Annotated in this window: 23 protein-coding genes; 13 read left to right on the forward strand and 10 right to left on the reverse strand. The window is 66.9% G+C overall.

Annotated features, from left to right (window positions below; translation table 11 throughout):
* Positions 1-34 precede the first annotated feature (34 nt).
* Positions 35-958, reverse strand: coding sequence for a Gfo/Idh/MocA family oxidoreductase (locus Sa4125_RS08250; RefSeq protein ID WP_224005790.1), 924 nt, complete (start codon positions 956-958; stop codon positions 35-37).
* Between the two features lies 1 nt (position 959).
* Positions 960-1,778 carry a FadR/GntR family transcriptional regulator gene (locus tag Sa4125_RS08255; RefSeq protein ID WP_224005793.1) on the reverse strand — a complete coding sequence of 273 codons (819 nt, stop codon included), beginning with the start codon at positions 1,776-1,778 and terminating at the stop codon, positions 960-962.
* 304 nt (positions 1,779-2,082) lie between these two features.
* Between Sa4125_RS08255 and chvE the strand changes: the two genes are divergently transcribed.
* The 3 genes from chvE to mmsB all read left to right on the forward strand — a co-directional run bounded on the left by chvE (position 2,083) and on the right by mmsB (position 6,021).
* Positions 2,083-3,147, forward strand: a complete 1,065-nt coding sequence (gene chvE, locus Sa4125_RS08260) for a multiple monosaccharide ABC transporter substrate-binding protein (RefSeq protein WP_224005796.1) — start codon at positions 2,083-2,085, stop codon at positions 3,145-3,147.
* 127 nt (positions 3,148-3,274) lie between these two features.
* A complete protein-coding gene (gene mmsA, locus Sa4125_RS08265) occupies positions 3,275-4,822 on the forward strand; it encodes a multiple monosaccharide ABC transporter ATP-binding protein (RefSeq protein WP_224005799.1) in 1,548 nt (515 codons plus the stop codon).
* Complete coding sequence (gene mmsB, locus Sa4125_RS08270) at positions 4,819-6,021, forward strand: multiple monosaccharide ABC transporter permease (protein WP_224005801.1); 1,203 nt, start codon at positions 4,819-4,821, stop codon at positions 6,019-6,021. Before mmsA ends, mmsB begins: the two co-directional genes overlap by 4 nt.
* Positions 6,022-6,087: 66 nt before the next feature.
* Here mmsB and Sa4125_RS08275 read toward each other — a convergent pair whose 3' ends face one another.
* The 3 genes from Sa4125_RS08275 to Sa4125_RS08285 all read right to left on the reverse strand — a co-directional run bounded on the left by Sa4125_RS08275 (position 6,088) and on the right by Sa4125_RS08285 (position 8,832).
* Entirely contained in the window at positions 6,088-7,506 is a 1,419-nt protein-coding gene (locus Sa4125_RS08275; RefSeq protein ID WP_224005804.1) for a PepSY domain-containing protein, read from the reverse strand.
* A gap of 99 nt (positions 7,507-7,605) precedes the next feature.
* The gene (locus Sa4125_RS08280; RefSeq protein ID WP_224005807.1) at positions 7,606-7,992 is read right to left on the reverse strand and encodes a hypothetical protein; all 387 of its coding nucleotides are present in this window, start codon (positions 7,990-7,992) and stop codon (positions 7,606-7,608) included.
* A gap of 72 nt (positions 7,993-8,064) precedes the next feature.
* A complete protein-coding gene (locus Sa4125_RS08285) occupies positions 8,065-8,832 on the reverse strand; it encodes a phosphatase PAP2 family protein (RefSeq protein WP_224005810.1) in 768 nt (255 codons plus the stop codon).
* 215 nt (positions 8,833-9,047) lie between these two features.
* Between Sa4125_RS08285 and pncA the strand changes: the two genes are divergently transcribed.
* Both pncA and Sa4125_RS08295 read left to right on the forward strand, forming a co-directional pair.
* Complete coding sequence (pncA, locus tag Sa4125_RS08290) at positions 9,048-9,677, forward strand: bifunctional nicotinamidase/pyrazinamidase (protein ID WP_224005813.1); 630 nt, start codon at positions 9,048-9,050, stop codon at positions 9,675-9,677.
* 197 nt (positions 9,678-9,874) lie between these two features.
* Complete coding sequence (locus Sa4125_RS08295; protein WP_224005816.1) at positions 9,875-10,327, forward strand: hypothetical protein; 453 nt, start codon at positions 9,875-9,877, stop codon at positions 10,325-10,327.
* A gap of 203 nt (positions 10,328-10,530) precedes the next feature.
* On the opposite strand, the gene Sa4125_RS08300 is transcribed toward Sa4125_RS08295, so the two are convergent.
* A complete protein-coding gene (locus tag Sa4125_RS08300; RefSeq protein ID WP_224005820.1) occupies positions 10,531-11,031 on the reverse strand; it encodes a DUF427 domain-containing protein in 501 nt (166 codons plus the stop codon).
* A gap of 230 nt (positions 11,032-11,261) precedes the next feature.
* Positions 11,262-12,116 carry an alpha/beta hydrolase gene (locus Sa4125_RS08305; protein WP_224005823.1) on the reverse strand — a complete coding sequence of 285 codons (855 nt, stop codon included), beginning with the start codon at positions 12,114-12,116 and terminating at the stop codon, positions 11,262-11,264.
* A gap of 124 nt (positions 12,117-12,240) precedes the next feature.
* On the opposite strand from Sa4125_RS08305, the gene Sa4125_RS08310 reads away from it, so the two are divergent.
* The 7 genes from Sa4125_RS08310 to Sa4125_RS08340 all read left to right on the forward strand — a co-directional run bounded on the left by Sa4125_RS08310 (position 12,241) and on the right by Sa4125_RS08340 (position 18,921).
* Positions 12,241-13,410, forward strand: coding sequence for an amidase (locus Sa4125_RS08310; RefSeq protein ID WP_224005826.1), 1,170 nt, complete (start codon positions 12,241-12,243; stop codon positions 13,408-13,410).
* Between the two features lie 192 nt (positions 13,411-13,602).
* Positions 13,603-14,427 carry a transglutaminase family protein gene (locus Sa4125_RS08315; RefSeq protein WP_224005829.1) on the forward strand — a complete coding sequence of 275 codons (825 nt, stop codon included), beginning with the start codon at positions 13,603-13,605 and terminating at the stop codon, positions 14,425-14,427.
* A 212-nt stretch (positions 14,428-14,639) separates the two neighbouring features.
* Positions 14,640-15,404: a molybdate ABC transporter substrate-binding protein gene (modA, locus tag Sa4125_RS08320; RefSeq protein ID WP_224007662.1), complete on the forward strand. Its 765-nt coding sequence runs from the start codon at positions 14,640-14,642 to the stop codon at positions 15,402-15,404.
* 39 nt (positions 15,405-15,443) lie between these two features.
* A complete protein-coding gene (gene modB / locus Sa4125_RS08325; RefSeq protein ID WP_224007665.1) occupies positions 15,444-16,145 on the forward strand; it encodes a molybdate ABC transporter permease subunit in 702 nt (233 codons plus the stop codon).
* Complete coding sequence (modC, locus tag Sa4125_RS08330; RefSeq protein WP_224005831.1) at positions 16,142-17,266, forward strand: molybdenum ABC transporter ATP-binding protein; 1,125 nt, start codon at positions 16,142-16,144, stop codon at positions 17,264-17,266. The genes modB and modC overlap by 4 nt, the downstream gene beginning before the upstream one ends.
* Before the next feature lie 107 nt (positions 17,267-17,373).
* On the forward strand, positions 17,374-17,781 hold the full coding sequence (locus Sa4125_RS08335) for a LysR family transcriptional regulator (RefSeq protein ID WP_224005833.1): 408 nt from the start codon (positions 17,374-17,376) through the stop codon (positions 17,779-17,781).
* A 93-nt stretch (positions 17,782-17,874) separates the two neighbouring features.
* On the forward strand, positions 17,875-18,921 hold the full coding sequence (locus Sa4125_RS08340; RefSeq protein WP_224005836.1) for an ABC transporter ATP-binding protein: 1,047 nt from the start codon (positions 17,875-17,877) through the stop codon (positions 18,919-18,921).
* 45 nt (positions 18,922-18,966) lie between these two features.
* On the opposite strand, the gene Sa4125_RS08345 is transcribed toward Sa4125_RS08340, so the two are convergent.
* Together Sa4125_RS08345 and Sa4125_RS08350 are read right to left on the reverse strand one after the other, a co-directional pair.
* Positions 18,967-20,595 (reverse strand): iron ABC transporter permease, encoded by a 1,629-nt coding sequence (locus Sa4125_RS08345; RefSeq protein WP_224005839.1) that lies wholly within the window; start codon positions 20,593-20,595, stop codon positions 18,967-18,969.
* Positions 20,596-20,692: 97 nt separating this feature from the next.
* Positions 20,693-21,661, reverse strand: a complete 969-nt coding sequence (locus Sa4125_RS08350; RefSeq protein ID WP_224005842.1) for an ABC transporter substrate-binding protein — start codon at positions 21,659-21,661, stop codon at positions 20,693-20,695.
* A gap of 239 nt (positions 21,662-21,900) precedes the next feature.
* Here Sa4125_RS08350 and Sa4125_RS08355 point away from each other — a divergent pair, with 239 nt between their 5' ends.
* Positions 21,901-22,173: a DUF2312 domain-containing protein gene (locus tag Sa4125_RS08355; protein ID WP_224005845.1), complete on the forward strand. Its 273-nt coding sequence runs from the start codon at positions 21,901-21,903 to the stop codon at positions 22,171-22,173.
* 246 nt (positions 22,174-22,419) lie between these two features.
* On the opposite strand, the gene Sa4125_RS08360 is transcribed toward Sa4125_RS08355, so the two are convergent.
* Positions 22,420-22,863 (reverse strand): DUF3305 domain-containing protein, encoded by a 444-nt coding sequence (locus Sa4125_RS08360; protein ID WP_224005848.1) that lies wholly within the window; start codon positions 22,861-22,863, stop codon positions 22,420-22,422.

Raw genomic sequence — 22,863 nt, forward strand, 5'->3', positions numbered from 1 at the left:
TTTCAATGAAAGGGGCAGTGTTTTCGAGGATGGGTCAGTCGAAGGCGTCGACCTCCAGGCGGCGGCCGAGCATGAAGGCGTCGGCGACATGGCGGAGCGGCGAGACGTCGACATCCGACCGGCCGGTCTGGACGAGGTCGGCGAAGCGGGCGTAGATCCCATCATATTCCGCTTCGGGGCCGATGCCCACAGCCGCGCCGTCGATCGCGAGCTTGGCGCCGCCCGACGACAGCGTCAGCCGTCCCTTGTCCGTCTCGACATGGATGTCCCAGGTCTGCGGGCCGGTCTGGCGCCAGTCGAAGACAGCCGCGACCGCCAAGCCTTCGCCGTCCGTGAAGGCGAGGTCGGCGGCGATCGGCGTCGCGCGGTTGGCCGGAAATTCCAGCGACGCCGTGGTCAGGAAGATCGGCCGCGGGAGGATCGCGGTGACGATCGACAAAGCGTTGATGCCAGGATCGAAGACGCCGAGACCACCCGGCTCCCAGATCCACTCCTGGCCGGGATGCCAGTGGCGAACGTCTTCCTTCCACTCCACGGACACCGAACGGATCCGGGCATCGGCGAGAAATTCGCGGGCCGGGATGACGGCGGGGGCAAAGCGCGAATGCCAGGTGGCGAAGAGCGTCAGGCTCTTCTCCTCGGCCATCGCGATGAGCGGTTCGATCTCCGACAGGGTGGCGCCGGGCGGCTTCTCCAGCAGCACGTGCTTTCCCGCCGCAAGCGCCTCGGCCGCGAGCGCGTGTCGGACATGCGGCGGCGTGCAGAGCGCGACGGCGTCGAGTTCAGGCATGGCCGCCAGCATCTCGTTCAGCGTCGCGAAATTTCGGACACCGTCGACGGCCGCATTGCGACTGCAGGCGGCGGCGAGTTCGATGCCCGGCGTGCGGGCGAGGGAGGGGATGTGCTGATCCCTGGCGATCTTGCCGACACCGACGAGGCCGACCGTGATGGTTTTCATGTCATGGCACCTGTAAGTCGGCAGCGCTGGCAGCGCTGCCATTTGCAACGGAAGGATACAGCGTCTCGTCCGCTGCGGGCTCGTTGTAGAGCGCGGCGACGACGTCCTGGAAGGCACTTTCGATCAGGCGCCGCATGAAGAGGCTCGCCGCCTCGCCATCGCCGCGCATGATCGCCTCCTGCACGCGGGCGTGCTGGCGGACCGTCTCGTCCTGTGGATTCTGCCGCCAGGAAAGGGAGAAGGAGATCGACAGGCTGCGCTCGATCATCGTCCCGAGCGAGCGCAGGATGGGATTGCCGGTGGCCTCGAGGATGATCCGGTGGAAGTCGAGATCGGCGATGATCAGCCTGTCGGAGCCGCGGGGATGCACCGCCATCGCGGCCAGGGCATCGGCAAGGCGCTCCGACTGTTCGGGCGTGATCCGCGTGGCGGCAAGGCGCGCGGCTTCCGGCTCGTTGATCAGCCGCATCTCGTAGAGCGCCTCGACGAAGCCGCGGCGCTCCCCGGCCATCAGATGCCAGCGCATGACCTCGGCATCGAGGACGTTCCAGTCGTTGGTGTCGCGGACGCGGGTGCCGACCTTCGGCCCGACGGTGACGAGCCCCTTGGCCGCGATATGGCGGATCGCCTCGCGGACGACGGTCCGCGAAACGCCGTACTGATGCTGGATCTCGGCCTCGGTCGGCAGGATGGATCCGGCGGCCAGCTCTCCCGACGTGATCTTGCAGCCGATTTCGGCGGCAAGAGTCATGGTGCGGTTGACCTTTTCGCCCCTGACACCGCCTCCCCAGTGTTCGGGTTGCCTCGTCGGCTCTGCCATTTCACCTCACCTGTGCCCTCAATCATCCTATCATTGGCACGTTCAGAAGCAATGGTAACCATGGATCCGGTCAGGACGGGGGATTGATATGATGAATGGATGTCATGCCCTTGACAGGGCGGCTAAACAAAATCAAGTTCGCATCACCATCCGCGGGGCCCTTTCGCTCGGGCTGCCGGGGGCCGGGAGAGAGTCGGCTCGGGATGGCGAGGAGCGACAGATTTTGCGATTGCCGCTGGCTTCCGGAGCGCGAGCTTTGCTGGGCGAGCCACGTCGCGACACACCGTCAAATTGGGAGAGTACCGTGAAATCATTGAAGTTGCTTCTTGCCAGCGCCGTGTTCGGCCTGGCAGCCCTGGCACCTGCCGCCTATGCGCAGGACAAGGGCACTGTCGGCGTGTCGATGCCGACGAAGTCTTCCGCGCGCTGGATCGCGGACGGCGACAACATGGTCAAGACACTGCAGGCGAAGGGCTACACGGCCGACCTCCAGTATGCCGAGGACGACATCCCGACCCAGCTCTCGCAGATCGAGAACATGGTCACCAAGGGCGCCAAGGTCCTGGTCATCGCCTCGATCGACGGCACGACGCTGACCGACGTGCTGCAGCAGGCGCACGACGCCGGCATCAAGGTCATCGCCTATGACCGCCTGATCAAGAATTCGGAAAACGTCGACTACTACTCGACCTTCGACAATTTCCAGGTCGGCGTGCTGCAGGCGCAGTCGATCGTCGACAAGCTGGGTCTTCCGGCCGCCGCCGGTCCGTTCAACATCGAGCTGTTCGGTGGTTCCCCGGACGACAACAACGCCTTCTTCTTCTACGATGGCGCGATGAGCGTCCTGCAGCCGCTGATCGACTCGGGCAAGCTCGTCGTCCAGTCCGGCCAGATGGGCATGGACAAGGTCGGTACGCTGCGCTGGGATCCGGCGACGGCCCAGGCCCGCATGGACAACCTCCTCTCTGCCAACTACGCCGACAAGAAAGTCGACGCCGTGCTGTCGCCCTATGACGGCCTGTCGATCGGCATCATCTCGTCGCTGAAGGGCGTCGGCTACGGCTCGGGCGACATGCCGATGCCGGTCGTCTCCGGCCAGGACGCGGAAGTCCAGTCGGTGAAGTCGATCATCGCCGGCGAGCAGTCCTCGACCATCTTCAAGGACACCCGCGAACTCGCCAAGGTCACCGTCGACATGGTCGACGCCATGGCTGCCGGCACCGAGGTTCCGGTCAACGACACCAAGACCTACGACAACGGCGTGAAGGTGGTCCCGTCCTACCTCCTGAAGCCGGTTCCGGTGGACAAGTCGAACTGGGAAGAAATCCTCGTCGGCAGCGGCTACTACACGGCCGATCAGCTGAAGTAAGACGACACGACAGGTTGCGGCCCGGGACAGCGTCACGCTCCCCGGGCCGTTTTTGCATACGGGCTGCAATCCGGCTATCTCCCCACGCGGCGGCGACGCCCCTTGCGGGTCTGCCGGTGGAGGAAAAATGGCTCCCATTCTCGAGATGCGCGGCATCACCAAGACATTTCCCGGCGTCCGGGCGCTCGACAACGTCAACCTGACGGTGCGGCAGGGCGAAATCCACGCCATTTGCGGGGAAAACGGCGCGGGCAAGTCGACCCTCATGAAGGTCCTGTCGGGCGTCTATCCGCACGGCACCTATGAGGGCGAGATCCGCTACGAAGGTGAGGCGCGCGAATTTTCCGGCATTACCGATTCCGAGCATCTCGGCATCATCATCATCCATCAGGAACTGGCGCTGGTGCCGCTTCTGTCGATCGCCGAGAACATGTTCCTCGGCAACGAGGTGGCGCGCTACGGCATCATCGACTGGAACGCCGCCAATCAGCGCACGGCCGAACTTCTCGCCAAGGTCGGGCTGAAGGAATCGCCGACGACGCTGATCAAGGATCTGGGCGTCGGCAAGCAGCAGCTGGTCGAGATCGCCAAGGCGCTCGCCAAGGACGTGAAGCTGCTCATTCTCGACGAGCCGACGGCGAGCCTCAATGAGAGTGACAGCCAGGCGCTCCTGAACCTTCTGCTGGAGTTCAAGGCGCAGGGCATGTCGGCCATCATCATCTCACACAAGCTGAACGAGATCTCGCGGGTCGCCGACCAGATCACCGTGCTGCGCGACGGCTCGACCGTCTCGACGCTCGACTGCAAGAAAGAGGCGATCTCGGAAGATCGCATCATCCGCGACATGGTCGGCCGCAGCCTTGCCGACCGCTATCCGCCGCGCACGCCGAACATCGGCGAGATGCTGCTGGAGGTGACCAACTGGAACGCCTTCCATCACCTGAGTTCCAAGCGCCAGGTCCTGTCCGACATCGCTATCAATGTGCGCAAGGGCGAGGTGGTCGGCATTGCCGGTCTGATGGGGGCAGGGCGCACAGAACTCGCCATGAGCGTCTTCGGCAAGTCCTATGGCCGCAACATCTCCGGCGAAGTGCGGATGCATGGCAAGAAGGTGGACGTCTCGACGATTCCCCGTGCCATTGAGGCCGGCATCGCCTACGTCACCGAGGACCGCAAGCAGTTCGGCCTGATCCTCGACGACGACATCAAGCAGAACATCTCGCTCGCCAATCTCGGCGGCATCTCCAAGGGCGGCGTGATCGACAATCACCGCGAGCGCTCGGTCGCCGAGGAATTCCGCGACAAGCTGAAGATCCGCTGCTCCGGCATCTTCCAGAAGACGCTGAACCTCTCCGGCGGCAACCAGCAGAAGGTCGTCCTGTCGAAGTGGCTGTTCTCGGGGCCGGAACTTCTGATCCTCGACGAGCCGACACGCGGCATCGACGTCGGCGCGAAGTTCGAAATCTACACCATCATCAACCAGCTGGCGAACGAGGGCAAAGGCGTTCTCGTGATCTCGTCGGAAATGCCGGAACTCCTCGGCATCTGCGACCGGATCTACGTCATGAACGAGGGCCGGATCGTGGCCGAGATGCCGGCCGCCGAGGCGAGCCAGGAAAGCATCATGCGGGCGATCATCCGGTCAGGCCAGCAAGTCCAGGGTGACACGCTATGAGCATCAAGACGGCCGACGAGCCGACAACGCCGCGCAGCGGCTTCGATTTCGGCTTCCTGAAGGCGCATATCCGCGAATACGGCATGCTGCTGGCCCTCGTCGTGATCATGATCTTCTTCCAGGTCATGACCAACGGCGTGTTGATGAAGCCGCTGAACCTGACCAATCTGGTGCTGCAGAACAGCTACATCATCATCATGGCGATCGGCATGCTGCTCGTCATCATCACCGGGCACATCGACCTGTCCGTCGGCTCGGTTGCCGGCTTCATCGGCGGTCTGGGGGCCGTGCTGATGGTGAAGATGGGGCTCGACGGCTTCTCGTCGGCGCTGATCTGCCTGGCCGTCGGCGCCGTCGTCGGCGCGGCGCAGGGCTACCTCGTCGCCTACTTCAAGGTCCCGTCCTTCATCGTGACGCTGGCGGGCATGCTCGTCTTCCGCGGCCTGACGCTGAAGGTTCTGGGCTCCGCCTCGGTCGGCCCGTTCCCGGAGACGTTCCAGCTCCTTTCCAAGGGCTTCATCCCCGATTTCCTGTCGGCGGGCGGCGGCCTTCACATGACGACGATCGTCCTCGGCGCGCTTGCCGCGCTGGCGCTCGTCTATTTCAGCAACCGCGCCCGCCAGAAGCAGGCGAAAATGGGCAAGGTCGACGAGCCCTTCGGCCTCTTCCTCGGTCGCAACATCTTTATCGCCATGGCGATCATGCTGATCACCTACCTCATGGCGTCCTATCGCGGCTTCCCGAACGTGCTGATGGTCATGGCCGTGCTCATCGCCATCTACGGCTTCATGACGACCCGCACGACCATCGGCCGGCGCATCTATGCCGTCGGCGGCAACGAGAAGGCGGCGAAACTCTCCGGTATCAACACCGAGCGCCTGACCTTCCTCGCTTTCGTCAACATGGGCGTGCTCGCCGCGCTCGCGGGCCTCATCTTCGCCGCCCGCCTCAACTCGGCGACGCCGAAGGCCGGCGTCGGCTTCGAGCTTGACGTCATCGCCGCCTGCTTCATCGGCGGCGCCTCCGCCTATGGCGGCGTCGGCAAGGTCACGGGCGCGGTGATCGGCGCCTTCATCATGGGCGTGATGAACAACGGCATGTCGATCATGGGCATCGGCATCGACGACCAGCAGGTGATCAAGGGCCTCGTCCTTCTCGCCGCCGTCTGCTTCGACGTCTACAACCGCAACAAGGCCTGAGCTTTCCGGCACTGACGGCATGAACCTGGGCCGGGCGCGGAGAAATCTGCGCCCGGCCTTTTGCTGTCAGGCCATGCGCTGCCGCAGCCAAGGAATGCGGCGCACGAGGATGAGATCGATGGCCAGCATCGCGATGATCAGTGCGCCGCTCAGCGGGAATGCGATGCCGAGAACGACGACCATCGCCCAGAGCATGGGGTAGACGCTTCGCGAAGCCGGGTAGGGTGGCACGCCGAGACGCCCGGCGGGACGACGCTTCAGCCACATCACCACGGCGGCGACCGAGACGAGGATGATCGCAAGACACGTCGCCAGCATCAGGAGCTGGTTGGCGAGCCCGAATTCCTGGCCCATGTGGATGTTGACCCCGAGCTCCACCGCTTTCGCCACGCTGCCATAGTCGGCATAGGCGATGTCGACGATCGGCTTGCCGCTGAACTGGTCGATGTGGATCGTCCGCTGTTTGTCGAGCGCGTCGGGAAAGATCGCCGCGGTGTAGACGCCGGTCGCGTCCGCGGGAAGGCTCATCTCGAAGCCGCGGCTGATGCCGGCAGTGCGCGCGATGGCGAGCGCGGCGTCGAGCCCGATGGGCTGCGGCGCTGCTGCCGGAACAAGCAATCCCGCGGCGGGCATGCCGGCGCCGGCCATTCCGGGCATTTGCGACATCGGCATCGGCGAGGTTTCGAGCGTCCAGGCCGTCGTCTCCATCGCATGAGCGGCATGCTCGTCCGAGACTGGCACGCTGTCCCAGAGCGCGGCGGGGTAACCGGTACCGGTCGCAGTCGTGATGGCCGTCAGCTGCCCGCCCCAGACGGTCGACCAGGGCAGTCCGGAGATCGCGAGAAACGCGATGAGGATGCCGGAAAACGCACCGGTCACGGCATGCAGGTCGCGCCAGAAGACGCGCTGGCGTGGCACGCCCCGCACGGTCACGACGCCGCCGCCCCGACGCCGGGGCCACCAGAGATAGAGGCCGGTGACGACGAGGATGATGGCAAAGCCGGCGATCGCTTCCATCACGCGGTTCGCGTAGACGCCGAAATATTCCAGGCTGTGAATCTTGCGCACGACCTCGTTGAGCGTTTCGACCTTCAGGACGCTGCCCAGAACCGTTGCGTCGTGGGGATCGAGGAAGACGTAGGTAGTGCCGGCGTCGGTCGACAGCGTCACCCGCGCCGACTGATCCGGGCGCGCCGGATCGCGGAAGGCAATCGCCTTGCCGCCGGGAATCGCGGCCTCGGCACGGGAGACGAGGGCGCTGGCCGGTGCGCCGAGGCCCTCCTGTTCGGCGACGACGTTGCGCGAGGCGTAGAAGGTATTGTCGATCTCGTCGCGGAACAAATAGAGCGATCCCGTGACGGCAAGGACGATCATGAAGGGGATGGCGATCAGGCCGGCGTAGAAATGCCAGCGCCAGATCGCGCGATAGGCGTCGTTCACCGAGGACGCGCGAAGGCGCCCCTCGGAAAGGCTGAGTTCGGTCATGGCGGTTCTCTCTCTTGGACGCCGAGCGCTTCATGCGTCAGCGGTCGTCCTGTCGACGGTGGCCGGCCGGAACTGCCGGTCGGCACATGGGCGTGACGATCAGAGAGGGAGAGGGGGCGCCTGGGCGTTTTTGTGCAGGCCGACGTCGCCGCGCGACGATCGCGTGACGACGAAGGGCGGGCGCTCGGCCGCGACGGAAAGACGCACCGGCAGGATTTCACCGGGATCGGTCTGCGGCGGCGGGGCAGCAAGGGAGCGACCGGCCTGGCAGGCAAGGGCACAGTCCGCCGCCGTCTGGTCCTGTCCCGGAGCGTGGCGGGGTCCGTGATCGCCGCCGGCCGAACAGATGACCTGCGTGCCGGGCAGGGCGGTCGCGCCGAGAGCGATGCCGCCGAGAAACAGCTGCACCAGAGCCATGACGGCGACGAAGGATGCGAGAACGCCCCCCGTGCTCCGATCGGCCATGATGAGTCTGAGCTGTTTCATCCCTGCCAGATGGCAGGAATTCTAGCGCTTGTCACTTACGTGTGATGCCGTACTCCGCGGCGTACGGGGACCTCAGGATGCGGGGGAGCCGACAACGGACTTTGGCTCGGTCGTGATTTCCTTTTCGACGACGCCGCTCCTTTCCAGCCAGGACGCGATCGTCCACCAGAGCAGTGCCCAGGCGGCGCCTGCCGCCCAGCCGGCGATGACGTCGGTCGGCCAGTGAACGCCGAGATAGACGCGGCTGACGCCGATGATCACGGTGAGAAGGCTTGCCGTCGTCAGGAGGTAGATCTTTATCGACCGGCGGGTCTGCACCCGCGCGACGAGAACGGCGAGCGTCAGGTAGACGATCGCCGAGAGCATGGCGTGGCCGCTTGGAAAGCTCGCGGTGTAGGTCGTCATGCTGTGCGGCACGAGATCGGGCCGTGGCCGATCGAAGCCGAGCTTCAGGAGTGACGTCATGGCAAAGCCGCCGAGGATCGCGGCGAGCACGAGGAGCATGGACCGTCTGTTCCCCTGCATCCACAGGAAGCCGGCGACGGCGAGGGTGATCAGCGTCAGCACCGCATTGCCGCCGAGCGCGGTGAAATCGCGCAGCACCTCCTGCATCCAGGTCGGCCCCAGCGGCTGCGCCGGATCGGCCGCATTGCGCAGCGCCAGAAGCAGGTAGGAATCGAAGCCGTGCGTCTCGCCCTCCATCACCTCGCCGGCGATCGCGAAGAAGGAGTAGATCGCAGCGGCTGCGATGCCAACCTTCGCGAGCGTTGCTGCTTCGACATGGTCGCGGCCCCAGACGACCCAGGCACGGATGTCGAGAAGCGGAATGGGTGCGGGCATGTCGGTCCGATCGGCGAAGGCAGGGCAGGAACGGGTGGGGACGCAGGGTACGAGAAACGATATATGGGAGACGATCCCAGAGAACCAAACCAACTTGTCCCGGTGATGGCGGCAATTGGGCGGGCGCAAGGGCTGCGACTGGTCTCCGGCAGGGGAACTGCTACTCATCGGGAAGGCAGCCGGGTGCCTGGTCCGGAGCGAGGGGAAGCGACAGGATGCGAGGCATTTCAGCACGGGACGCGCTTGTCGTGGTCGACCTGCAGAACGATTTTTGTCCGGGCGGGGCACTGGCGGTTGCCGACGGGCAGGCCGTCGTACCGCTGGTGAACCGGATCGGCCAGGCGTTCGAGAACGTCGTCCTCACGCAGGACTGGCACCCGCCGGGCCACATCTCCTTCGCCTCGACGCATGGCAGGGCGCCGTTCGAGACGGTGGAACTGGCCTACGGCACGCAGGTGCTGTGGCCGGACCACTGCCTCCAGGGCAGCGAAGGCGCCGCGTTTCATCCCGGCGTCGATCTGCGGGGAGCGCAGACGATCGTGCGCAAGGGCTTTCGCCATTCCGTCGACAGCTATTCCGGCTTTGTCGAGGCCGACCGGACCTCGCCGACCGGCCTTGCCGGCTATCTCCGCGAGCGCGGCGTCGAGCGGATCTTCGTCGCGGGTCTCGCGCTCGACTTCTGCGTCGCCTGGACCGCGGTCGACGGGCGCAACAAGGGGTTCGAGGTCGTGCTTGTCGAGGACGCCTGCCGTGCCATCGACGTCGCCGGGTCGCTGGAGCGGGCGATCGCGGATATGGAGGCGGCAGGCGTCATCCGCACAGGCATGGGAGCGTTAGGTTTCTAAAGCGGGATGGGTTTTCTTCGAATCGCCGTCCCGCTTTAGTCCTTTGTTTCCGCATGATCTCTTTCCGAAAGCCGGAAGCCACCTTTCGGGATCATGCTCTAGGTGTATGATCGCCGTCATCGACAACGAATACACTGGCAGCAGGTTGCGGTGGCAATCCTGGCTTCAGAATCATCAAGCGACCGAGGAATTTTTGCATGGCCGACCCACAACCGCGCAAACCCTACCAGTTTCAGTGGGGAGATAGGGTCAGCCATTCCAACTTCGGTTTGGGTACGGTCAACGGGGTGCCTGTTGCCGTCGACGGAACCGACGCGTCTCCTCGCTTCAGCGTCGAGGATCGTGGCTGGAGGGTGCCGGTGGAATGGGACGATCCGGGACGAACGCCCGGATTGGTGAGCAGTGACTCCATCAAGATGATCGAGCGTCCCGACGCCAAAGGCGGCGCCTACTGGAACAATGAGTTCCAGACGCTTCTGGCTCAACTCGCGAGCGCCCGATCAAGGACGGACGCCTATCTGGGCGAGGCGTTCCGGCATTCCCGGGGATCCCAGGTGGCCGCCATCCGCGAACTTGCCGAGGCCGAGCAGCAGATCCTCGCCAAGGTGCTCCAGTTCCTCAATGTGGATGAGACGGGCCGGCATGCCTGACGCATCGGCGAGAGCCTAGAGCGCCGGGCGAAGAAGTGGGAACCGGTTTTTCGCCCGGCGCGGCAACTCGAAAGCCGGCGTTTCGCGCGATCCCGGAAAATCGCCCGGAACGCTAGGTCGCGCGCTTCCCGCAGTATCTTTTTGTTGCGCCTGTTGCCGCGAACAGGCGAAGGCCACCGTTGCGCCCGCGCAACCAATGCGCGTCACCAGAAGCGCGTTCCGGGCGGTCCCTTGAAGGGGCCGGCGAGGGAGCGGGTGATCCAGCCGCCGTAGAAGTCGCCCTCCTGCGGCGTCACTTTTTCGCCGTCGACGAAGCAGGCGTCGACCCGGCCGGCATAGAAGGCGAAGAAGCCGGCGACGGCGGCAAAATCGGGCGTCGGCTGCGGGTAGGACCAGGCGGCATCCGCAACCCTGCGATCACCGACGACAAGGTCGTGATAGGCGGCGCCGCCTTTCCACTCGCAGAGTGTCCGCGTCGAGGCGGGCACCAGGAGGGCTGTCGCGACGTCCCCCGGCGGAAAATAGTAGGAGGGCGGATGACTGGTCTCGATGGCACGATAGCCCCGCCGCGTCTCGGCGACGACGCGGTCGGCGAAGATCACCTGCAGCGTCGACGTGACGGGCTCGATGCGCGCCGGGCGTGGAAAGTCCCAGACGCTCTCCTGTCCGGGGGCGGGGGGGTCTCGGTGCGGGTGAGGGTTCATCGGACCTATCTGGCGCGGCGAATGCGGGTGACGAGGGCGCTGCCCGGAAGAAAAGCGTCGGCCGAAAGCGCCTGCGATGAATCGCCGTCTCAACTTCCGGAATCAGACTATCAGCAACCCGAATCAGTCTTGCAGAAAGGCGCGCCAAGCAACTGATCAGCCTGCCGGATCATCAGCCGAGCCATAGCGGCGGGAGCTGTCTGGCAGGTGCCTGCGGGTGACGTGCGGGTTCAATCCGGCTCGGGCGGCTGCGGGCTGACCAGCGCCGTCATGGCGCTGTCCGGATCGGTGAGGTCATCGATGACATCGTAGTGATGCCGGCCGGGGCTGACCACGGTCCGCGTGGGGTGGCCGAGACCGTACCAGAGGTTGGCGAGAAGGGCGTTCTGGCGCAGGAACTCCGGCAGTTCGTCGCCGCCGACCCAGCAGGTGACGGGAGCGGCGATCGCCGGGTCGAGCAGCGCCGGACTTTCCGCCCGCGCCTCCGCGCCATCGAGATGCAGCACGGCGTTCATCGCGGTGGCGCGGAGCGGCCGCAAATCGTGCACGCCGCTGATCGACAGGACGGCCGCGATGCGCGCGCGCACGTCGTCCGAGATCGGCGACGGCGCGGCCGCCATGCGGGCGACGAGATGGCCGCCGGCGGAGTGGCCGGCCAATGTGATGGGGCCGTCGACCTTCGCCGCGACATGCTCCAGGAATGCCCCGATCTCCTTGACGATGTCGCCGATCCGAACGTCCGGGCAGAGTGTGTAGCTGGGAATGGCGACGGCAAAGCCGCGGGCCAGCGGTCCCCCGGCCAGATGCGAGAACAGGCTCTTGTCGAACCGCTGCCAGTAGCCGCCATGCACGAAGACGAAGAGACCGCGCGGCGGGTGCACGGGCAGGAAGAAGTCGTAGGCCTGCCTTGCGCCGCCGCCATAGGGCTGGTCGAGACTGCCGCGCCCGTCCGCCATCAGCGCCGCGCGAAAGCTCTCGGCCGCTGCGGTCCAGGCGGGCGCGAAGCGCTCCGAACCCTTCACGGCGCCGGAATTGGAATAGGCGGTGTCGTGGTCCTCGAGGCGCGTCGTCGCATCGATCTTCATGGTGGTCTCCTCGCTGGCTCCGCGGGGCGGAGAGGGGTCGTGCGCCTGAGGAGACATTGCTCATCTGCGCCTGCGGTGGCAACAAGGCTGACGGCTATCGGTTGCCGGCAACAGGGGAGAGACGATGCTTTTGGATGATACGGTCGGCGCCTTCCTTCCCTATCCCGCCGTCCCCGTGGTCTCGGCAAAGGAGGGCGTGCTCGCCGGCCTGCGCCTCGGGGTCAAGGACCTTTACGACGTCGCAGGCTACCGCACCGGCTGCGGAAGTCCCTTCATCCTTGCCGCGAGCGCGGTGAAGACGAGGACGGCCCCTTCGATCCAGAAGCTTCTCGATGCGGGTGCCACCTTCGTCGGCAAGACCCAGACCGACGAACTCGCCTGGTCGCTCTTCGGCATGAATCCGCATTTCGGCACGCCGGTGAACAGCGCCGCCCCCGACCGGATCCCCGGAGGTTCCTCGTCGGGCTCGGCCGCGGCCGTCGCGGCCAATCTCGTCGACATCGGCATCGGCAGCGATACCGGCGGATCGGTCAGGGCGCCGGCAAGCTTCTGCGGCCTCTGGAGTTTTCGTCCGAGCCACGGGCGGATTTCGCTCGACGGGTGCATGGCGCTCGCCGAGAGCTTCGACACGCTCGGCTTCTTCTCCCGCGACGCCGCGACGCTGACGAAGACCGGCGCCGTGCTCCTGGGCGACGATTCGTCTCCTCTGCCGGCGTCGCCGCGCCTATTGCGAGCGGGCGACATGTTCGCGCGGATGGCGGGCGATGCCCGCGCCGTGCTCGATGAAGCCTCGGCCGGGATCCCGGCGCCGGATGTCGACGTCTATGCGGGCCTCGGCGCCGAAACGGTCTACGACGCCTTCCGCATCCTGCAGGCACGCGAAATCCTGCGCGCCTTCGGCCCGTGGATCGACAGGGTTCGCCCGGCGCTCGGCAGCGCGGTCGCGGCACGATTTGCCTATGCGCGCTCGCTGACGGACGAGCAGGAAGAGACGGCGGATGGGGTGCGCGCGCGCTTTCGCGCCGCCATCGACGCGCTGCTCGGCGAGGACGGCGTCCTGATCGCGCCAGCGGTCCACGACGCGCCATTCCGTCTCGACGCAGGCGCGGACGTCCACGAGACCTTCCGCCGCGACGCGATCACCCTCCTGTCCGTCGCCGGTCTCGCCGGCCTTCCGCAGGTGACCCTTCCGGCGGGCCGTGCGAATGGCGGGCCCATCGGCCTGTCGCTGATCGGACCGCGCGGCTCGGACGCCTCGCTCATCGCGCTGGCCACCCGCCTCTTCGTGCGCTGAACCCGCAGGCAATCCCTCCGACGGGCTTGGGATCGGCGGAGGGCCGGACGCAATACGGGCCGGAGCGATCAAAACCACCCGCCGCGGCGTCGCGATTCTTCTGCTGCCGATGAAACCATGGCACACTGCTTGCATTGCCTGCCATGCGGGCGGAAGCCCGTTTTGCGGGGAAGGCTTGCTGGTGGAGATCCAATGAAAATTCGTGCTGGTTTCGATGTGGCCTATGAGTGCTGGCAACCGACGCCGATGCTGCTGGTGCTCAATATCCACCCGTCGCGCCGGGTCGACCTCCTGACGGAACAGACGCTGACCTTCGACCGGGATATCGAGGCCTGGGACTATGTCGACGGTTTCGGCAATGCCTGCAGCCGCATCATGGCGCCGCCCGGACTGACGACGATATCGACCCGCTTCGACGTCTACGACAGCGGCCAGCCCGACATCGCCGCCTGGGACGCGATCCAGCACGACATCAAGGACCTGCCGGACGAGGTTCTCGTCTTCCTCCTCGGCAGTCGCTACTGCGATACCGACCGTCTCGGCAATTTTGCCTGGTCGCAGTTTTCCAACACGCCGCTCGGCTGGGGCCGCGTCCAGGCGATCTGCGACTTCGTGCACAACCATATCCGGTTCGACTACCAGCTCGCGGACGCGACGCGTTCGGCCTTCGGCGGCTTTTCGGAAAGGGTCGGCGTCTGCCGCGATTTCGCGCATCTCGCCATAACCCTGTGCCGATGCATGAACATTCCAGCGCGCTACTGCACCGGCTACCTCGGTGACATCGGCGTTCCCGCCGTGCCGTGTCCGATGGATTTCAGCGCCTGGTTCGAAGTCTATCTCGGCGGCCACTGGTACACCTTCGACGCCCGGCACAACGCGCCGCGCATCGGGCGCATCCTGATGGGAATCGGCCGCGATGCGACCGACGTGGCGCTGACCACGCATTTCGGACCGACGCGGCTGGCGCGCTTCGACGTCATCACCGACGAGATTCTGCCGGAGACCGCCGAGAGTTAGGCTGCGGCGACAAGGACCGGCAGGCGCGTGTGTTCGAGGTCCCCGCAGCGAGCCCGTCGCTCGCCGCCCGGCGCTGCCGCTTTGTCGTGGCGGGGCAGCGATATATCCGCCGAAATATCACGGCTTGCTGCCATCGGTTTTGCGCTATATTTCTGGGGATATAGTGCTGTCGAATGGGGCTTGGCCTGATGTGGGATGGATCGTTGCGTCGCATCGCAGGCCTGGCTGCCGTCTTGGCGCTCTGCCTGGGTCAACCCGCCCGGGCGCTTGCGGAGCCTGTCGTCTTCGCCGCCGCCAGCATGAAGACGGCGCTCGACGAGGTGGCGGGAGCCTGGCGCCGGGAGACGGGGAAAACCGTCGCCATCTCCTACGCGGCGAGTTCCGCCCTTGCCCGGCAGATCGAGGCGGGTGCGCCGGCCGATCTCTTCATCTCGGCCGACCAGGACTGGATGGATTATCTCGCCGAGCGCAAGCTGATCGAGCCGGCGACTCGCACCGACCTCCTCGGCAATTCGATCGTGCTCGTCGCGCCGAAGGGTTCGGGCGCCGACGTCGCCATCACGAACGGGTTTCCGCTGGCGACCCTCCTCGGTGACGGCCGGCTTGCCATGGCCAATGTCGACGCGGTCCCCGCCGGCAGATACGGCAAGGCGGCGCTCGACACTCTCGGCGTATGGGAGAGCGTGAAGGACCGGCTGGCGCAGGCGGAGAACGTACGCGCGGCGCTCGTCCTCGTCGCCCGCGGCGAGACGCCGCTCGGCATCGTCTACGCCACCGACGCCGCCGCCGAGGCGGGCGTAAGCGTCGTCGGCGTCTTCCCGGAAAACGCCCACGAGCCGATCGTCTATCCCGTTGCCCTGACGGCGGAGGCGGCTGATCCGGACGCTGCAGCCTTTCTGGCTTTCCTCCAGGGTGGCACGGCCAGGGCGCTCTTCGAAGAGCAGGGCTTTACCGTTCTCGCCGCGGCTGCGAAGTAGGGCTGGCCGGCATTTACAGGCCCGGGGAGACGAGTGATCGTGGACTGGCTGGCATTGAGCCCGGAGGAGTGGACGGCGGTGCGGCTCAGCATCCGCGTCGCGTTCGTCGCCATGGTCGCCAGCCTGCCCCTCGGCCTTCTCCTCGCCTACGTGCTGGCCCGCGGCGAGTTCTGGGGCAAGGCCTGGCTGAACGGCCTCGTTCACCTGCCGCTGGTGCTGCCGCCCGTCGTCACCGGCTATCTCCTCCTGATCGGCTTCGGCCGGCGCGGACCGATCGGGGCCTTTCTCGAGGCGCATTTCGGCATCGTGTTCTCGTTTCGCTGGACGGGCGCGGCGCTCGCCTGCGCGGTGATGGGCCTGCCGCTGATGGTGCGGGCGATCCGCCTCTCCATCGAAGCGGTGGATCGCCGGCTGGAGGATGCCGCCGGCACGCTCGGCGCCCATCCCGCCATGGTCTTCCTGACCATCACGCTGCCGCTGATCCTGCCCGGCATCATCGCCGGGATGATCCTCTCCTTCGCCAAGGCGATGGGCGAGTTCGGCGCGACGATCACCTTCGTCTCCGCCATTCCCGGCGAGACGCAGACGCTTCCGGCCGCGATCTACGGCTTTCTGCAGGTGCCCGGCGGCGATGCCGGCGCGCTCAGGCTGACGCTGGTGTCGATCGTGATCTCGATGGCCGCCCTGATGCTTTCGGAATTTCTGGCGCGGCGCGTCGGCCGGCGGATCGAGCGGGCATGACCGTCGCGATCGACCTGCGGCACCGGCTCGGCGACTTCTCCCTCGACGTCCGCTTCGACAGCGCCGGCGGGCTCACCGCCTTGTTCGGCCCGTCCGGCTCCGGCAAGACCTCGCTCGTCAACCTCGTTGGCGGCCTGATGCGCCCGGACGAGGGGACGATCGCGGTCGGCGGACAAGTGCTCGTCGACACCGGGAAAGGGGTCTTCGTGCCCAAACACCGTCGACGGCTCGGCTATGTCTTCCAGGATGCGCGGCTGTTTCCCCATCTCACCGTCCGGCAGAACCTCGTCTATGGCCGCTGGTTCACGCCCCGGGAGGAGCGCTACCAGTCCTTCGACCGGGTGGTGGACCTGCTCGGCATCGCGCCGCTGCTGGAGCGGCGGCCGAGCCTCCTGTCGGGCGGCGAACGCCAGCGCGTCGCCATCGGCCGGGCGCTGATCGCCAGTCCCCGTCTCCTCCTGATGGACGAGCCCCTGGCCGCGCTCGACGAGGCCCGCAAGGCGGAGATCCTGCCCTATATCCGGCGCCTGCGCGACGAAGCGGGCATCCCGATCCTCTACGTCAGCCATTCCGTCGCCGAGGTGCTGCAATTGGCATCGATGGTGGTCGTTCTCTCGGCCGGACGCGTCGTCGCCGAAGGCGATCCGGCGGCGACGCTGCGCCGTCTCGACCTCTATCCCATGACCGAAGAGGTCGAGGCCGGCAGCATCGTCGACACCAGGGTCGAGCGCCACGACGAGCATTTCGGCCTGACGCATCTGGCCTCGGCGGCGGGCACGCTGCAGGTGCCGCTGCTGGCGGACGCGATCGGCACCCCGGTGCGGCTGCGGCTGCGGACCCGCGACGTGATGATCGCCACGCGGCGCCCCGAGGGCCTCAGCGCGCTGAACATTCTCTCCGGCACGATCAGGGCGATCACCGACAGCGGTCCGACCTCGGCGGACATCCGGCTCGACTGCCACGGCACCGAAATCTCCGCCCGCATCACCCGGCAATCCGTCGCCATGCTGGACCTCTCGGTCGGCCTCCCGGTCCACGCCGTCGTCAAGACGATCTCCTTCGACCGCGGCGGTGGGGAGCGGGGCGGGCCTCGCGGAGAGGACCGCGACGCGTCTCCGTGATCGCGGCACTCTCCCCGAGGCGACAGGACGGCAGGACAGGCCGTCCTTGACCGGCCGGCACCCTCCGCCGACAGTCGCCCTCCAGCCGATCCACTCCGGGCCGCCGAATGCCAGCCAATGTCACCCTTCGCCTCGATTTCGACGCCGGCCGGCGGCTTGGCCACGGCAAGATCGCCTTGCTCGAGGCCGTAGAGCGGCACGGGTCGATCGCGGCGGCTGGGCGCGAGTTCGGCATGTCCTACCGCCGGGCCTGGCTCCTCGTCGACGAGCTCAACCGGATGTTCTCCGCGCCCATGGTCGCGGCGCGCGGGGGCGGCCGCAATGGCGGCGGAGCGGCGCTGACGGAGACGGGCTCGCGCGTTGTCGCGCTCTACCGCGCTGCCGAAAAGACGATCCTCGCCGGCGCTGCCGCGGAGATCGACGCGCTCGAAGCGCTCCTCGCCACGTCGGCCGCCGACGCGTCGCCGGCTGATCCGTCTCCCCTCGACCTTTCGCCTGGCGAATTGCCCGGCTGACCTTGCGAGAGTCGTCTCCTGGCCCACCCTGGCGGCGCCTTCGCAAAACCGTCATGTCCCCCGCTTAGAGCCTTGCGCGACAGAAGGAATGATATGACCGACATTTCCGTGCGCGGGGTCAGCAAACGCTTCGGCGCGACGCAGGCCCTTGCCGACATCTCCCTCGATTTCGCGTCGGGCTCGTTCACCGCGCTTCTCGGCGCCTCGGGCTGCGGCAAGACCACGCTCCTGCGTCTCATCGCCGGTTTCGAGGCGCCCGACAGCGGCGAGATCCGTTTTGGCGGGGACGTGGTCGCCGACGCCCGGCGTCAGGTGGCGCCCGAACACCGCGGCGTCGGCGTCGTCTTCCAGTCCTATGCGCTGTGGCCGCACATGAATGTCGGCGACAACGTCGCCTATCCCCTGAAGACCCGACGCGTCGGCCGCGAGGAGGTTCAGGCAAGGGTCGAGGCGGTGCTGGCGACCGTCGGCCTGAGCGGGTTCGGCACCCGGCGGATCGAGGAGCTCTCCGGCGGCCAGCGCCAGCGCGTGGCGTTGGCGCGCTGCCTCGTCGCCGAATCGCGGATCATTCTCTTTGACGAGCCGCTGGCCAATCTCGACATGCATCTGCGAGCGTCGATGACGGTCGCCTTTCGCGAGATCCACGATCGCACGGGCACGACCATGGTCTATGTCACGCATGACCAGTCCGAGGCGCTGGCGCTCGCCGACCGGGTGGTGGTCATGCAGGCGGGCCGAATCCTGCAGGCGGACGAACCCGCCAACGTCTACGCCGCGCCGGCGGACAGGACCGTCGCCGGCTTTGTCGGACGAGGATTTCTCGTGCCCTGCGCGGTGTCCGCCTGCCGTGATGGCATGGCCCTTGTCAGCGTCGCCGGCCATTCCTTCGGCGCGCGTCTTGCCGGGGGGAGGGCCGCCACGCTCGGCCCGGCCACCGTTCTTCTCCGACCGGAAACGATGCGGATCGATACGACGGGGATCGCCGCCACCGTCGTCGGTGCGATCTACCGCGGGCCGGTGTTCGAGGTGCTGCTGCGCACGCCATCCGGCGAAACGCTCGCCGTCGACTGCATCCTGCCGCCGGCGATCGGCGACAATGTCCATGTCGCCGTCTCGGACGCCTACGTCGTGCCGGACTGAGCGCGTGCCCGGCCCGAGCGCGTACGGAAAAAGCGCCGGCAGCCGTCAGCGCCAGGGCAGGACGCCTGCCGGCAGGCGCCGGCCCACCCGGTCGAGGACGATCAGGAGGCAGACGACGACCACGACCGTCGACACCGCGATCGCCGCCGCGGCGCTGGCGAGCCCCGCCTCTTCCAGGCTGAAGAGGACGACGCCGAGCGTCTCGTTGCCGCCCGACCAGAGCAGGGCGGAGACAGTCAACTCGTTGAAGGCGCTCATGAACACGAGCAGCGCGCCGGCCACCGCCGCCGGCAGCGCGAGCGGCGCGGTGATCGTCGTCAGGCGTCGAAGCGGGCCGGCCCCGGCAACGGCGGCGGCCTCCGTCAGGTCGCCCGAGATCTGTCCGATCGACGCCTCCACCGGCTGCAGGGCCAGTGTTGCAAAACGCATGAGATAGGCCACGAGGATGATCGCGGCCGTGCCGTAGAGGCTGCCGATCAGGGGCAGCGGGCGCAGGAACAGGAGGATGCAGGCGATGGCAAGGACGATGCCGGGAACGGCATAGGCCAGCGCCAGCGAGCCGAAGAGCAGTTTTCGCCAGCGCAGCCCGAAACGCTGGCTGGCGACGATGAGCGGCACCGCGATCACGGCGAGCAGCAGCGCCGCCGTGCCGGCGAGGAGGAACGAGTTGCGGAAGGCGCGAAGCGTCGATGCCTGCCGGGTCAGCACCTCGGCGAAATTGTCGAGCGTGACCGTGGCGAGCGACAGCTTGACGCCGACGGTCGGCACCAGCGCCGTCGACAGGAGCGCCAGCGCGGGCAGGACGAGGATCAGCGCGACGACGGCCCAGGCCGCAAGCCCGAGCGGCCAGCGCCAGGGTCCGAGCCGAAACGTCGCCGGCGTGCCGATGCCGAGGCGGTGGCCCGCACGCCGCAGCGCGAAGGACTGGCAGGCGACGCCGAGGAGCGCCAGGCCCGCGATCAGCGTCGACAGTGCCGCGACCTCCGGCAGGACGCTCGGCCCGAAACTCGACAGTTTCTGATAGATCAGCGTCGCCAGCGTCAGATAGTTGACGGGAAGGCCGAGCAGCGCCGGAATGCCGAAATTGCCGACGCCGGAGACGAAGGCGAGCGCCGCGGCGGCGGCGAAATAGGGCGCTGCAACGGGCAGGATGATGGCGCGGAGCGTCGCGACCGCGCCCGCGCCCGAGGCGCGGGAGGCCTCCGTCAGGTCGCGCGGTATCCGGGCGAAGCCGGCGCGCAGGGTGATGAAGACGATCGGCGCATGCTGGATGCCGTAGAGCCAGATGATGCCGCCGCGGCCATGCAGCGGGTTCGCGGTGCCTGGAGGCGGTGCCAGGCCGAGGGCGCCGAGGAGCGCGCTCGACGGACCGAGCAACTGGAGGAAGGCGAGCGCGGTCACCTGCGGCGCGATCATCAGCGGCAGCAGGAAGAGAAAGCCGATCGTGCGCTTGCCCGGCAGGTCGGTCATCGAGACGGCGACGGCAAAGGCCGTGCCGAGGGCGAGCGCGATGAGCGCACCGCAGAAAGCGGTGTCGAGCGTATGCCAGGTCGCGCGAAGGGCCGAGGCCTTGCCGAGCCGTTCGGCAAACGCCTGGAGATCGACAAGGCCGCCTGGCACCAGTGCCTCGACGACGATCCGCCCCATCGGCAGCGCACCGAGACAGAGGATCACGGCGAGCGCCACGGCCGGGCCGAAGGGGAGGCGTAAAAACGGCCGCGGGGGGAAGCCGCGGCCGGATAAAGACGTCAGGGACATCGCGGCTTTCGGGTTACTGGGCCATCGCTTCGGTGAACTTTTCCTTGTTGGCGGTCTCGTTGGCAAGCGCTGCGGCCGCATCATAGGGCAGGACCTTGATCGCCGAGCGCTCGGGATAGCCGGCAGGCAGAGCGACGCCCGCGCGCGCCGGGATGTAGCCCTGGCTGGACGCCAGCGCCTGGCCCTTTTCCGACAGGACGAAATCGACGAAAGCCTTGGCGGCTTCCGGATTCTTCGCCGTGGAGAGGATCGCGACCGGCTCGGTGACGGCCGAGACGCCCTCGGCCGGGAACACGAACTCGACCGGCGCGCCCTTGGCCTTTTCGCGGATCGGCATGTAGTCGACGATCATGCCGTAGAGTTTTTCGCCGCCGGAAACGGCCTTCAGGACGTCGCCATTGCCGCCCGAGGCCTGTGCGCCGTTTTCGGCGAGCTTCTCGTAATAGCCCCAGCCAGCGCCGAGATTGTCGGTGAGGGTGACCGCATGGATGAGGGCGGCGCCCGAGGTCAGCGGGCTCGGCATGGCGACGAGACCCTTGGCTTCAGGCTTTTCCAGATCGGCCCAGCTTGCCGGCACGAAGGGCGCCTTGGTGTTGTAGACGATGCCGGTGGTGATGAGCTTGGTCGAGAAATAGGTCTTGTCCGGGTCGGACTGGGCATCGGCAAAGGCCGTGAGATCGGCCTCGGGATAGGCCATCAGCCGTCCCTCCTTCTTCAGGCCCTGCATGGTCACGACGTCGGCGATGAGGAGAAGGTCCGGCTGCGGGGCGCCTGCCTCGATCTCGGCGCGGAGCTTGGCCATGATCTTCGGCGTGCCGTCGCGGATCCAGTCGACCTTCACGCCCGGGTTCTCCGCCATGAAGGCGTCGACCGTCTGCTGCGCGTCGGTGTTCGGCTGGCTGGTGTAGAGAACCAGCGTGCCGTCGACGGCGAAAGCCGGGCTGGCGGCAAGAAGACAGGCGGCGATGATGGCGGAGCGCATGGAGACCTCTGTTCCGGAGCAAGTGCGAAAGGCTGCAGTAGCCCCCCGAAATGACGGCGCGATGACAGCCGGCCGCGCGGCAGAATGTCGGCGGGACGGGCCGCCGGCAAGGACGGCGCCTTCACAATTTCAAGGGATGGGCGCGAAGGCCGGGGGATGCGTCCCGGCGCGGCAACGTCGTTAACAAAATGGTCACGGCTCCCGCCGATGGTGCGCGGGCACACTTCAAGGAGCCAAGCATGACGGACACGGTTGGAATCGCGGGCGGCCAGATCCTCGCCTTCATCGAGCGGATCGAGCAGATCGAGACGGAGATCGCCGAACTGAACGAGGGCAAGAAGGAAACCTTCGCGGAAGCCAAGGGCGAGGGTTTCGACGTCAAGATCCTGAAAGAGATCATCAAGCTGCGCAAGCAGGACAAGGACGAGCGGGACGAGCACGAAACCGTCCTCGACCTCTATGTCCGCGCGATCGAGGAGGCCGAGAAGGCTCCGGCGGCGAAGGCCGCCTGACACGGCAGGGTGAGGGATCGGCCGGCGGCCGGTCCCTCCCGCGCGGCATCGTTCCGGCCGACGCGGCTCCGACGTCCGGCCGAGGCACTTCACGGCCGTCGTCAGTGTAGCGCGATGCCTCGATCATCGTTGCGGCCGGCCGACCACGCGGGGGCGGCGCGCCCGTCCATCGAGCCTGTCGGCGATGGCGATGTCTTTCGTGGCAGGGCCGGCTGGCTGCATTCCGTCGCCGGCAAGGCGAGCGGGCTATTCGCGCTTGCGCTTCTTGAAGACGCGTTCGACATGGTGGGTCTTGATGAAGTCGGCGAGGCGCTGGGCGATTTCGGCGGGCATGGGCGCGACGTCGACCATCAAATTGCCGGCCTCCGTCATCGCCTCGCCCTCGGCGGGGTCCGCCGTGACCGAGAGGAGGCGGACGCCCGTGTCCTCGATCGACAGCGTCACCCAGAGCATCGCCTCGCCGGACGCGAGATTGTCGCGGTAGTTGCCCGTTTCCACGCGGTGGAACTCGACATCGGCGGAGCCGGCATACAGCAGAGCGACGCCGTCTTCCTCGCCGAGGAGATGGCCGTCGGCCGTGCCGGCGGCTTCCGGCACGATCGCCGCGACGCGATAGGCGTGGGTCGCCCAGGGGCTCGACGACGGGCGCCGCTCGACCACGACCCCGACACGGAAGTTTGGGCCTGACAT

Source organism: Aureimonas sp. SA4125 (genome assembly GCF_019973775.1).
Classification (GTDB): domain Bacteria; phylum Pseudomonadota; class Alphaproteobacteria; order Rhizobiales; family Rhizobiaceae; genus Plantimonas.